Origin of the sequence: Salinisphaera sp. G21_0 (assembly GCF_017744115.1) — a bacterium.
GTDB lineage: Bacteria > Pseudomonadota > Gammaproteobacteria > Pseudomonadales > Endozoicomonadaceae > Endozoicomonas.
Genome location: NZ_JAGHQW010000089.1, coordinates 1 through 13,398, shown reverse-complemented (window position 1 = coordinate 13,398; position 13,398 = coordinate 1). Strand labels below are relative to the sequence as shown.

The window sequence follows — 13,398 nt, the reverse complement described above, 5'->3', positions numbered from 1 at the left end:
TGCAAGAAGAGATCATTACCCAGGTGGCGCTGGACAGTTTGGGGGCCGTGCATGGCAAGCCTGCCGGGCAACGGCAGGCGGAAATAGCAGCGCGGCTGCAAATCGAAGCGGAGGAGTTTGCCCAGACACCGGTTTAATGATGGAACCCATGGGCAACAAACTACCGGGCCAGGAGGCTGACCCGTTTACGTTGATCGGTTGAGTTCAGGTTAGCGGGAACGCATCTTCAGATGCGGGCTGAAACGTTTGGCACTGCCTTTCACCTTCCTGGCCTGCACTTCGTTCTTTTTCAGCTGGTCCCGGGGCTTTTTGTGGAAGGCGAGCGCTGGGACGGGTCAACCAGTGCGGCAAGGGCGTCGATATCCGATTTTTCCAAGTCGCTTCTTTCCGAGTAAGCCTTGAATTATCAAGGGCTGAGGCCATAAGTCAGTGCCACTGGTAGTTGACCCCATATCATAATGACAGAAGGAACCCATCAATTACATTGAAACCGTATACTAACCATGCAAACTGACCTGAGCCAGATCCATTAACTCACGATTGGCAACGGCAAACATGGCCAGATCGGCCTGTGGAGCACTGCGTATATCGGCCAGCATACTCTGCCAGCGGGCTACCAGGGCATGGTTATCCATAATCCATTTATCAATGGTTTGTTCAATGGGTACGCCATCCTGCGCCATGGTGATGAGCCCTTCGGATAATTTACGCTGCTGCCAGCTCAATTCGTCCCTGGCGCTGTCCCGTGCCAGAGACTGCCAGTGGTTAGTCACTTCCAGTTGCGACAGGGCATTACCATACCAGGTCAGCTCCAGGCGAGAACCTATGGTAAAGAAAGTCCTGATGGCTACCTCCAGGGGAACCCCGGTTTCGTCGGCTACCCTGATGACGGGCAACACACTCAACAGATAACGCTGCCCGGCAACCACCAGAGCCAGTGCCTGTGGAACGCCTTGTGCAACCATACTGTCAACGGCCTTGTCCAACTCTGCCTTTTCTTCTTCACCGAGGGATTCGGTAAAACAGGAGAGGAATTTCTCCACCCTGGGCCCATAATGTTCAACACACTCGGCCGGTATCAGGTCCTGACGCTTCAGACGGATAAACCAGCGGGTAGTCCGCCTCACCAGCTTGATCAATGCGCCCATCATCCGGTACTGCAAGGCACTGGAAACCTTATGATCCAGTTGCTCAATCATCATCCAGTAACGGGAAACATTAAACACATCACGACTGGCGCTGAAGGCACGGGCGATCTCGGCCGATGACGCCCCCGTGGTCATCTGCAGCCGATAAACAAACGTAATCCCCATCATATCAATCAGATGATTGGCAATCTGGGTAGAGATAATCTCCTTGCGCAGACGATGTTTTCTGATCTCCTCCGGGAAGCGGTGCACCAGAATCTGCGGAAAGGCACTGTATAATTCCTGGGTAAGATATCGATCATCAATCACCGTCGAGTTCAGTAACGCTTCTTTCAGGTCAGCTTTACTGTATGAAATCAACAGGGACAATTCCGGCCGGGTTAACCCCTGCCCATTAGCGGCCCGTTCGGCCATCGCTTCATTATCCGGCAAAAACTCAATGGTTCTGTCCAGCTTACCCCGTTCCTCAAGGTGCTGCATAAAACGACGATACTCACCCATTCTTGAGGCAACGTCCGATTCAACCACAGAAATCGCCTGTGTTTGACGGTAGTTATTGGTCAATACCAGGGCGGCCACTTCATCGGTCATGCTTTCCAGCAGCTGGTTTCGCTGTTTAATGGTCATATCGCCATTGGCGACCATATCATTCAGAAGAATCTTGATATTGACCTCGTGATCAGAACAGTCAACGCCACCGGAATTATCAATAAAGTCGGTATTCAATCCACCGCCCTTCAGCGCATACTCCATACGCCCCAGTTGACTCAACCCAAGATTCCCCCCTTCTCCGACCACACTGACCTGAACTTCACAACCATTAATTCTCAGTGGGTCATTGGCCTTATCCCCCACGTCGCTGTGAGTTTCGTTCATTGACTTGATGTAGGTACCGATACCACCATTCCATAACAGATCAACCGGGGCCCGCAGCATACAGCGAATCAACTCATTGGGTGGCAGATGACTGGCGGTAATACCAAAGCGCTCCTTCATTTCAGGACTGATGGCGATTGACTTTGCCTGGCGGGAAAAAACTCCCCCGCCTTCAGAAATAAGACTGGTGTCGTAGTCTGCCCAGCTGGAACGAGGCAATTCAAACAAACGACGGCGCTCGGCAAAACTCTGATAAACATCCGGATCGGGATCAACAAAAATATGCAGATGATTGAATGCACCAATTAAAGCAATGGTTTCAGAGCACAGCATACCATTGCCAAAAACATCTCCGCCCATATCGCCAATACCAATGGTAGAGATCACATCCTGCTGGACATTTATCCCTTTTTCCCGGAAGTGTCTCTGCACCGAAACCCAGGCACCTCTGGCGGTAATCCCCATCTTTTTGTGGTCATAACCCACACTGCCGCCAGAAGCAAAAGCATCCCCCAGCCAGAAGTTGTAATCCTGCGCAATGCCGTTGGCGATATCGGAAAACGTTGCCGTGCCTTTATCAGCGGCCACCACCAGATAACTGTCACTGTCGTCATACATCACCACACCATCCGGATGAACCACGTCACCTTCCACCAGATTATCGGTGATATCCAGCAGTCCTCTGATAAAGGTTTTATAACAGCGTATACCCTCTTCCATCATCGCTTCCCGGCTGCCATCAACCGGTAACTGTTTGGGCACAAAACCGCCTTTGGCACCCACGGGGACAATAAGGGCATTTTTCACCTGCTGGGCTTTAACCAGTCCAAGAATTTCCGTTCTGAAATCTTCCACCCGGTCAGACCAGCGCAAACCGCCACGGGCCACTTTGCCCCCTCTCAGGTGCACACCTTCGACAATGGGCGAGTAGACAAAAATTTCATACAGTGGCACCGGTTTGGGAATGTCCGGTATCTCCCTCGCTGCCATTTTCAGGGAGATATACGACTTGGCACTTCCTTCGTCACTCTGCTGATAACTCTTCTGATAAAAATTGGTTCGCTGTGTTGCCTTGATCACATCCTGATAACAGCGGATAAGCTTGTCTTCACTCAATACTTCCACCTGGTCAAGCCCATGGAGAATTTGCTGCTGAATATGCTGCTGACGGGCAAGGCGCTGAGTTATGGACAGCTTCAGCATGGGGTTGAAGCGAACCTCAAACAACGCCACCAACAACCGGGCAATCTCAATGTTATTGCACAACGTTTCGGCAATATAAGTCTGGCTGAAACCGACACGAATCTGCTTCATATAACGGGCATAAGCCCGAAGCATGGCAACCTGCCGCCAACTCAGGCCTGCGGATAATACCAGCCGGTTGAACCGGTCATTTTCCGCCTCCCCGAACCAGATTTTTTCAAACGCTTCCCGGAAGGTGGGACCCACTTTCTGCAGATCAATAGTAATTCGGGAATCGAAACTTAATTGAAAGTCATGAATCCAGATGGTCTCACCGGAAGCGGTGTTAATCAGATAGGGATACTCACCGAGCACACGCAGACCCAGGTTTTCAATAATTGGAATCTGGTCAGCTAACGGCAGGGGCTCGATAAAATGGTACAGTTTCAGATGAACCAGACCGGCGGCATCATCCAGTGACTGGTAAAAACCCATGGCCAGCGGCCGGTCATTGTCCATTTTTTCAAAATGGCGAATATCCGTCACCGCAGACTGGGGCTTGAACGCTTCCTGATAGGCGGCACTGAACCCATCAGAGAACCTTGCCAGCAGTTTATTCCCCCGCACCTCCCCAAAGGTTTCCAGCACCTCTGTCCTGAGGTCATCATTCCATGATGATCCAGCGAGCATAATCTCCCGGGTAATCACGTCCAGGTTGTAATCAATCCGCCCTTTCAACTTGAACACGAAATGAACTCTGGCCAGGATCGACTCAGAAAAATAGGTGGTAAACTCGCTGTCCTCTGCCTCCAGCCGGTGACAGAGAATGTTTTCCACCCGCCGACGGAAGCGGGTACTGTAGATATCCCTTGGCACATAGACCAGCGCTGAACAGAATGGCCCGTAGGGGTCCTGCCGGATAAAAACTTTTATCTGCTTCCGCTCCTGCATTCTCAGGATTGACATCGCGGTCTGGAAAAGCTCGTCCTGACTGGTCTGAAACAATTCATCCCTGGGAAAAATCTCCAGTATCTGCACCAGGTCTTTGCCATGATGGCTTTTGGGGTCCAGGCCAGAACGTTGCAGGATCGCCGACACCTTGTTACGGATATAGGGAATGGCATAGGGCGTCTTGCGATACACCGGAGAGGTGTAGAGACCAACAATACGCGCTTCACCCACAATGCGCCCCTGCTCATCAAAACGTCGCACGGTGATAAAGTCAGGATAAGCTGGCCGGTGAACACTGGAGCGGACAGAAGCTTTGGAGAAAGAGAGCCGCTCGGTCAGCTCAAACAGGTCATGTTCAATAAAAGGTTCCAGTGACAGCTGACCGGGCTGACCTTCATTGGCGGGTTTCAACAGCCCAAAAAGTGACTCCGACGGTCTTCTCAGCCGACGGCTGCCTTCATATTCTGTGACAATCAGTTCTTCGTAACCCAGGAAGGTGAAATTGTCATCCAGCAGCCATTCCAGAAACGCCTGAACCTCATCGTCCTTTTTCAGCAAGCCACCTGCCATAGCCGCCGGGTCTCCGGCCATAGCCGCCAGCCTTTTCACCCGTCCGGTCATTTCACCGAAGTCATCGACAACACGACTGACATCCCTGAGGACCGCATTCAATTGGCTCTCCAGTTGGTCCAGTTGACTCTGGTCCTCACACCTGTCGATTTCGAGATAAACAAAGGCTTCCTGGCAAACAAATTCACCCTCACCCCGTTCCTCCCCAAACTGCAAGGTCATGTCTCCGGCACGCCGGGAATAGAAGACGCCATTGCGCAATAAATGAATGGTCGAGCCATAATCGTTCAGCTTCATCCTGAGCGAGTCCACCACAAAAGGCATATCCCGATGGAGGATTCGGATGACGGTATGGGTTGAGTGCCAGCCATGCATGTTATATTCCGGATTGATAACCTCAATGCGCGGCTGGCCCGGATTATGGTATTGAATAAACTTCCAGAATGAATGGGTAGCGCCCAGCAGTTCCTGCCAGTTGCCGGATACCAGATCCTCATGGGTATCCAGTGAGTAATACCGATAGACAAACTCATGAAAGCTATCCAGCTGCTCTACCGGAATATGGGCAGCCAGATCACTGATCAGTTTATCCAGAGTTTCTTTACGCTCCTGACTATTTAACTGCCCCATCCCTGGCCTCTCCATTTTGAATAGATATCTGTTTTAAAATCCTTGTACTAGACCATCGGCCTTGGCAAACCTATATTGAAGGGCGCTGTGGAAAATAAGGCCTTTAAGTAGTTGGCCAAATGGAATTGTATTTTCTGGTTTGGTGGGCAGTTACTATGCAAGGCACAACGAAGGGAGCATAGCCTTAGCTATGTGACCGGAGTTGTAACGCCGCACGACTGCATGGATGCAGGAGCTAGAGCAACGCAGGAGCAGTTGCCGAGAGTGACTGATCACCAAGTCAGAAAATACGATTCCATTTGGTTAACTACTTAATGGTAAAGCATTCGACAAGACACAGGGATGGGACTTATCAATAGCGCAAATGACTTGTAGAATTTCCAGACTGAAAAGTGGTGCCATGCACTCTCTTTAAAGACGCAGACAGATTGCCAGGTTGAAAAAAATGTCATCAAGCCACTGTTTTACCCAATTCAGTCAGCTGAAAAACTACCTCTCCAGCACCATCATTGGCCAGGAACATCTGGTTAACCGCCTGTTAATCACCCTGCTGGCTGACGGACACCTGCTGGTTGAAGGTGCGCCCGGCCTGGCCAAGACCAGGGCGGTTAAAGCACTGTCCGATGGCCTGGATGCCGATTTCCACAGAATCCAGTTTACCCCTGACCTGCTGCCTGCCGATGTCACCGGCACCGACATCTATCTGCCGGAAGATGGCAGCTTCCGGTTTCAGCCCGGCCCGATTTTTCACAACCTGATTCTGGCGGATGAGATCAACCGCGCACCGGCCAAAGTTCAATCTTCATTATTGGAAGCCATGGCCGAGCGGCAGGTCAGTGTTGGCCAGAAAACCTACCCATTGCCTGAGGTCTTTATGGTGATGGCCACCCAGAACCCCATTGAGCAGGAAGGCACTTACCCATTGCCGGAGGCCCAGCTGGATCGCTTTATCATGCATGTCCGGGTGGGCTATCCCGATGTTGCCGCAGAGCGGGCAATTCTGAAACTGGCCAGGGGAGAAGCCATGCAGACACCGGTTGAGCGCCCCCAATCCCCGCTTACCCGGGAAGAAATTCTGCAGGCCCGCCAGGCAGTGCTGGCCGTGCATATGGAGCCATCGGTTGAGGAATACATTGTTCAGTTAATTAATGCCGGCCGCCACCCGGAACGTTACAGCGATCAACTCTCAGGATGGCTGGATTACGGTGCCAGCCCCAGGGGCACCATTGCCCTTGATCGCTGCGCCCGTGCTTATGCCTGGCTGGATGGCCGTGATTATGTCACCCCTGATGATGTTCAGTCGATCGCCCACGACGTGCTGCGCCATCGCCTGCTGCTGACCTTTGAAGCAGAAGCCGAGGGTAAGGATGCAGACCAGATCATCAACCAGCTATTAGACATAGTTCCCATCGCCTGAACTGATTCACACATGCATTAAAAGGGCTATTAGAGAAAAGCCATGAGTGGAGCCTACTGTACATTACAGAGCCTGGTTAATCTGCGGTTGTCGGCCAGGGACCTGCCTTTGTTTCGCCAGGGACGCAGCCAGCGGCAGATGCTGGGTAACTCCCGTTCCCCGTTCAAGGGCCGTGGTATCGACTTTGAAGAAGTCAGGGCCTACCAGTTCGGGGATGATATCCGTTCCATCGACTGGCGGGTCACAGCCCGGAGAATGAAGCCGCACACCAAAGTATTTCAGGAGGAGCGGGAGCGGCCGGTGATGATTTTGCTCGACCAGAGCCATGCCATGTTCTTTGGCAGCCAATTGAACTTCAAATCGGTCACTGCGGCGGAAATCTCCGCTCTGATTGCCTGGGCAACCCTTAACCATGGCGACCGGATTGGCGGTGTTATTTTCAATGAACATGAGCTGAATGAAACAAGGCCAAAGCGTTCCAGAAAAACGCTGATGCACTGGCTTAACCAGACGGAGCGGATGAACCGGAAACTCCGCCTTGCCTCCATAGCCAGTATGGATGCGGAACATGGGCTGGCCAGAACCCTGAGGCACACCCGGCGAGTAGCCCACCCCGGCACCCAGGTATTTCTGATCAGCGATTTCAGTCATGTTAATAAAGAGTCCGAACAGCATCTGGCTCAGCTGGCCCGGCACAATGAACTGATGGCTATCAAAGTGAACGACCCTCTGGAGCAGCATCTGCCAACTCCGGATCAATACCGGATAACCGATGGCATGCACAATCTGTCGGTGAACACCGGCCACCCTCAGCTGCGCCAGCAGTTCCATCAGCAGTATCTGACGCACCATGAACAGCTGAAGCAGATGCTGGCACGGTATCGTATCCCGCTGCTGGAGATTAATTGTGCCACACCCTCCGCGCAGCAGTTGTTGGGGCTGTATGGTGTCAGGACGAACAACAGGGAGCTGGCTCAGTGAAGAGATATTTGGTGGTTAACGTCTGTTTTGAGCTTACGGCACCACAGAGGACTTAGTTATGGACCTGCAAAATCCTCTGGACCAACTCCGCCCGAACCATCTCCCGGACCCTGTTGGATTATGGCCACCCGCCATTGGCTGGTGGCTTCTGGCGTTGATCGGTATTGCCCTGATAGTTCTGGTCACCCTCTACAGCTGGCGTCGCTGGCAGAAAAACCGTTACCGCTCAGAGGCACTGCTGCAAGCCAGAAAAATTCACGCTGACTATCAGGTTCACCAGTCGCTGCACAGACTGGCCAATGAATCCAATGAACTGTTAAAACGGGTAGCCTTGCATGCGTTTCCTGCCAACAAGGTTGCCGGGCTGAACGGGGCTTCCTGGAACCAGTTTCTGGCGGATACCGGCGATATGCCAGAATTCCTCAACCACAGCGCCTTCAATAACCACCGCTATAACCCGCAGATACCGCTAACGCCGCCCCACGGCACTCCCGACGAGATGCCAGCGAACGTGTATAAACTCACCCGGCAATGGATAAAGAAACACCATGCTTGAGCTTGAATGGCCCTGGATACTGATTGCCCTGCCCTTACCTCTGCTGGTTTATCGATTAGTCAAACCGGCCAACAGCAATAATGATGCCGCGCTGTATGCCCCTTTTTATGGCAAGCTGTCGTCCATAGTGGGTGAGCAACGGGCAGAACAGGAAACGCCTTCTGGCAAACGAATCATTCTACCCGGTGTGATCTGGCTACTGCTGCTTACTGCTGCCAGCAAACCGGTATGGCTGGGAGACCCCGTTGAGATACAGGACAGTGGTCGTGACCTGATGATGGCCGTTGACCTCTCAGGCAGTATGGAGATCAAAGACATGGTGCTCAATGGCCGTCAGGTTGATCGGCTAAGCGCCACCAAAGCGGTGATGAATGACTTTATCGGGCGACGTCGTGGCGACCGACTCGGACTTATCCTGTTTGGCACCCAGGCCTATCTGCAAACACCGCTGACCTTTGACCGGGAAACGGTCAGAACACTGATGAATGAGTCGGCTATCGGGATGGCGGGCAACAAGACAGCGATTGGGGATGCCCTGGGCCTTACCGTCAAGCATCTTCGTAAGCGCCCCGAAGACAGTCGGGTGCTTATCTTGCTGACCGATGGTGCTAACACCGCTGGAGAAATCTCCCCGCTGCAGGCGGCCCAGATTGCCAGAGAAGAAGGCATCAAAATCTACGCCATTGGCCTCGGGGCTGAAGAGATGGTGGAACGCAGTTTCTTTGGCTCCCGCCGGGTTAATCCATCGGCGGACCTGGACGAGCAAACCTTACAGGAAATGGCAGGACTAACAGGCGGTCAATATTTCCGAGCCCGTAATATTGAGGAACTGAATAAGATTTATGCGCTGCTGGATCAGCTTGAGCCTGTCGTTCAGGAAGAAGAGGTGTTTCGCCCCAGCAAGAACCTGTTTTTCTGGCCACTGGGGCTGGCGCTGCTGCTAAGTCTGATCCCGGCAATGATAAATATCAATTTCCCCAGCGCTCTTAACCACTGGAAAGCTGACAAAGGGAAGGCTCACCATGATTGAATTTTTCTCTTTGTTTATAGATCAATTCCATTTTATCAGACCTCTCTGGCTGCTGATGCTACTGCCCTGCATCACCCTTGTATTCCTGCTTTGGCGACAACATCGGGATCGGGGCAGCTGGTCTAAAGTCATTGCCCCTGCGCTTCTGCCCTGGTTATTGGAAGGAGAGCAGCAGAAACCGGCTCGCTGGCCGCTTATGCTGGTATTGACTGGCTGGGTGATCGCCTCTCTGGCCCTTGCCGGTCCTGCCTGGCAGAAGGAGCCGGTCCCCGTCAGTAAACATCAACAGCCCTGGGTGGTTGCCGTTGACCTCTCCTATCACATGTACGCGGCTGATCTTTCCCCCAACCGCCTGACACGGGTGCGGTTCAAGCTGCAGGATCTGTTCAACCAGCGCAGCGAAGGGCTCTCTGCCCTGGTCGCCTACGCTGGTTCTGCCCATACCGTAGCGCCACTGACAGACGATAGTCGTACATTGAATAACCTGACCAAAGCCCTTGGCCCTGACATTATGCCTGTGCAGGGTAACAACCCTGTAGCAGCAGTGCGCCTGGCAAAACAGCTCCTGACCCAGGGCAGCAGTGAGTCCGGTGATATTTTGCTGGTTACGGGCTCCATGACCGCAGCACAGGCGGAGCAGATTTCCAGCCTGCTGCAGAACAGCGGTATTCGTTTATCCATTCTTGGTACCGGCACTGAACAGGGGGCACCGATTCCGTTGCCTGATGGCGGTTATCTGAAAAATCAACAGGGAGCCATTGTCGTCCCTCAACTGGAGCAGTCCCTTCTGCAGTCACTGGCCCGGGCCAATGGCGGTAGATACCAGACCATGACCGTTGCAGCTACTGACCTGCAAGCCCTCCTGCCAACAGGCAACATCAATCCACTATTCAGCGGACAGATATCAACTGAGCGTGAGTTTGATCAGTGGTATGACGCCGGTTACTGGTTGGTATGGCTGCTATTACCGGCTGCCCTGCTGGGCTTTCGCCGGGGTTGGTTAGTACTGATCATGATCTCCCTGTTGCCGGTCCCCCGGGATGCCATGGCATTAAGCTGGAATGACCTGTGGCAGACACGGGATCAGCAGGGGCAGAAAGCGCTTCAGGAGGGGAATCCGGAGCTGGCAGCCAGCCTGTTTAGCGATCCGGCCTGGAAAGCGGAAGCCTTGTTCCGGAATCAGCAGTTTGAGGAATCTGCATCAACCCTTAACTCTCCTGATGATCAGACGATTGAGCCCATATCGGCGTACAACCGGGGCAATGCACTGGCCAGGGCAGGCAAACTTCAGGAAGCCATTGACGCTTATGACCAGACATTATCCCAACAACCCAATATGGAGGATGCCAGGTTCAATCGTCATCTGGTTGAACAATTATTACAGCAGCAGTCAGACCAATCGCAGCAAAATCAGGGAAACAACAGTCAGCAAAATAGCACCCGGCAAGAAAGTGGCCAGGGTGAAAATAGCCAGCAGCAGTCCCGGAGCGATAATAACCAATCCAGAAACAACAACCGGGATGACGCTGCTCCTGAAAATGACCAGGCAGGTGAAAACACCAGCACGCAGGAATCTTCATCGCAACAGCGCCCGCAGAACAACCCACCAGTTGATCAGAACCAGCAGCAAGATCAACAGACTCAACCTCAGCCGTCTGAAGATAAGGACAGCACCAGCCCATCACGACAGACCACTCAGGCAGAAAAAAATAAAGTGGATGATAAACCTCCGAAAACAACGGCCAGCGCTTCGGATGAAGGGGGAGATGAACAGCCACTTTCTGCCGAACAACAGGCTATTGAAAGCTGGTTGAGAACCATTCCGGATGACCCGGGTGGTCTATTACGCAGAAAGTTTCTGCATCAGCAACAGTCTCAGCAAAACAGAACGGAGGAGGCATCATGGTAAATCGAAAGTCATTTTATTTGATGTTGACCGCATTGATCAGTCTTTCGGTTTCCATGATGGCCAATGCGGCATTTACCGCCAGTGTTAACAGAACGTCACTGGCCAGCCATGAAACCCTGGAGCTAACCCTGCGCACGGATGAAAGTTCCAGTGACGCTCCAGACCTGAAACCCCTGGAGTGGAGTTTTGATATACTGGGCACCCGGCAACAGAACAAGACCAGTATCATTAATGGCAAAAGGGAGTTTAGCCGCGACTGGGTGGTTACCCTGGCTCCGAAACAGCAGGGAACGCTGGTGATTCCCCCAATCCAACTGGGTGACCTGCAATCTGAAGCGGTTACCATCACCGTCAGCGATAACAGACCCGATGACCCAACAACGGACTCCGGCCCAATCCTGATGAACGCCGAGGTCAGCAGTAACAGCATTTATGTCCAGCAGGAGCTGATCTTCACCCTGACCATTCTCTCCAGAGTCCAGCTGTATGATGATAACCGGCTGAGTGCCCTGGACATCAGCGATGCACTGATTCAGCAGCTGGGGGAAACACGAAAACTGGATACCATTATTGAGGGTATTCGCTACCGGGGATTTGAGTTGAAGTACTCGATTCATCCCCAGTCAGTGGGTGACATAATCATACCATCACTGACCTTTACCGGTGTGGCGGTGGAGCCCCGGGATCCATTTGGCAGTTTCTTTTCCAGTGGTGGCAAACCCGTACTTGCCCGCTCCGGGGAGATACAAATTGAGGTAAAACCCAGACCTGAAAACTACCCTGCCAGTGACACCTGGTTACCCGCGAGAAAGGTAACGATTCAGGAGCAATGGAGCCAGCCACTGGACAGTTTGCAGGTGGGTGATGCCATTACCCGAACCATTACCGTCAATGCCGACGGTCTCAGTGCCGCACAACTGCCACCTATTCTGATGACTCAGCCAAAGGGAGTGAACAGCTACCCGGATAAATCCGGGACTGCAGACCGCGAAACGGCCAATGGCGTTCAGGGGCAACGCACGGATTCCATAGCCATGATTCCAACCCGTCCCGGAAAAATCACGTTGCCCGCGATTGAATACACCTGGTTTGATACAGCAAGTGGTGAGACTAAAACCTCCAGACTGCCTGCAACAGAGATAGATGTAGCCGCCGATCCAAACGCTAATGCCTTAACCGTCGCCTCCCCGACCACATTGCCAACAGACAAGCCTGCTGAATGCCCGGAACCTGCCAGAGTCAGCGATGCAACATCGCAGGAATCTCCCGGCATCTGGCAGACACCTGTCTTCTGGCAGTGGTTAACCGCTTTTTTTGCACTGTTATGGCTGATGACCCTGGCATTCTGGCGGTTCAAATCCAGTGCCGCAACAAAGTCAGATCAATCAATCATTAACATGGGTGGACGTCATCGATCCGGGAAACACGCCTCTGAAGCAGAAGCATTCCGCCAACTGGAAGCAGCCTGCCTGCAGAACGATGTTCGGTTGACGCTGAGCGAATTGAAAAACTGGGGTCGCATATATCTTAACAACAATCTTACCAACAACCTTAACAAAAATCTTAACAATGAGAACCTGACATCATTGACCGACTGTCTCAATCAGCTTGGCTCAGAGGAACTGAGCGTGATCTGCAACCAACTGACAGTCAGCCTTTATCAAACTCAGGCAGGAGGGGCTGCTACAACTGCTAAAGAGGAGCAGTTGACCACATTGCTGGAAGTATGCAGAAAGCTCAGAGGCAGAAAGTCTGTTCGGAAAAAAGATCAGCTGCCTGGTAAGCTTTATCCAGAATAGATCAGCTGAATTTGACGGGAGCTTCCAGGAGGCTGACCGGGAATAGCGCCCGTCCAGGCGACCCAGTAGCGAAGATGGCAGAAAACTTCCGACTTTTTAGACCAAGTGGTGATAGTGATGTTTCTTAGCAGTGAAAGCTGCTGGCTCTCTTATGTTTTCAGAAATTATGAATACGTCAGTTTTCAGGCTGTGGCAGTTGACGTGTATTCATCCGGAGTAGCGGCAGCGGTGCGCTATCCAGTAACACATCCCACAGCCAGGCTGCCTGACAAAAAGGTCAGGCTTCTCTGATACCGGTTGCCTGGAACTTTACCGGGCTGACAAGGTCGTACTCTATCGTTGTCATTCT

Annotated in this window: 7 protein-coding genes; 6 read left to right on the top strand and 1 reads right to left on the bottom strand. The window is 52.5% G+C overall.

Annotated features, from left to right (window positions below; translation table 11 throughout):
- Positions 1-497: 497 nt before the first annotated feature.
- The gene (locus tag J7439_RS23870; RefSeq protein ID WP_209204560.1) at positions 498-5,357 is read right to left on the bottom strand and encodes an NAD-glutamate dehydrogenase; all 4,860 of its coding nucleotides are present in this window, start codon (positions 5,355-5,357) and stop codon (positions 498-500) included.
- Between the two features lie 445 nt (positions 5,358-5,802).
- Here J7439_RS23870 and J7439_RS23865 point away from each other — a divergent pair, with 445 nt between their 5' ends.
- Genes J7439_RS23865 through J7439_RS23840 form a run of 6 tightly spaced genes read left to right on the top strand, consistent with a single transcriptional unit; the run spans position 5,803 to position 13,049 of the window.
- The gene (locus J7439_RS23865) at positions 5,803-6,774 is read left to right on the top strand and encodes an AAA family ATPase (RefSeq protein WP_209204559.1); all 972 of its coding nucleotides are present in this window, start codon (positions 5,803-5,805) and stop codon (positions 6,772-6,774) included.
- Positions 6,775-6,816: 42 nt separating this feature from the next.
- Complete coding sequence (locus J7439_RS23860) at positions 6,817-7,755, top strand: DUF58 domain-containing protein (RefSeq protein ID WP_209204558.1); 939 nt, start codon at positions 6,817-6,819, stop codon at positions 7,753-7,755.
- A gap of 58 nt (positions 7,756-7,813) precedes the next feature.
- Positions 7,814-8,311 (top strand): DUF4381 domain-containing protein, encoded by a 498-nt coding sequence (locus tag J7439_RS23855; protein ID WP_209204557.1) that lies wholly within the window; start codon positions 7,814-7,816, stop codon positions 8,309-8,311.
- Positions 8,304-9,341, top strand: coding sequence for a vWA domain-containing protein (locus tag J7439_RS23850; protein ID WP_209204556.1), 1,038 nt, complete (start codon positions 8,304-8,306; stop codon positions 9,339-9,341). Before J7439_RS23855 ends, J7439_RS23850 begins: the two co-directional genes overlap by 8 nt.
- Positions 9,334-11,250, top strand: a complete 1,917-nt coding sequence (locus J7439_RS23845; RefSeq protein ID WP_209204555.1) for a VWA domain-containing protein — start codon at positions 9,334-9,336, stop codon at positions 11,248-11,250. The genes J7439_RS23850 and J7439_RS23845 overlap by 8 nt, the downstream gene beginning before the upstream one ends.
- Positions 11,244-13,049, top strand: coding sequence for a BatD family protein (locus J7439_RS23840; protein ID WP_209204554.1), 1,806 nt, complete (start codon positions 11,244-11,246; stop codon positions 13,047-13,049). The genes J7439_RS23845 and J7439_RS23840 overlap by 7 nt, the downstream gene beginning before the upstream one ends.
- The last annotated feature ends 349 nt before the right edge of the window (positions 13,050-13,398 follow it).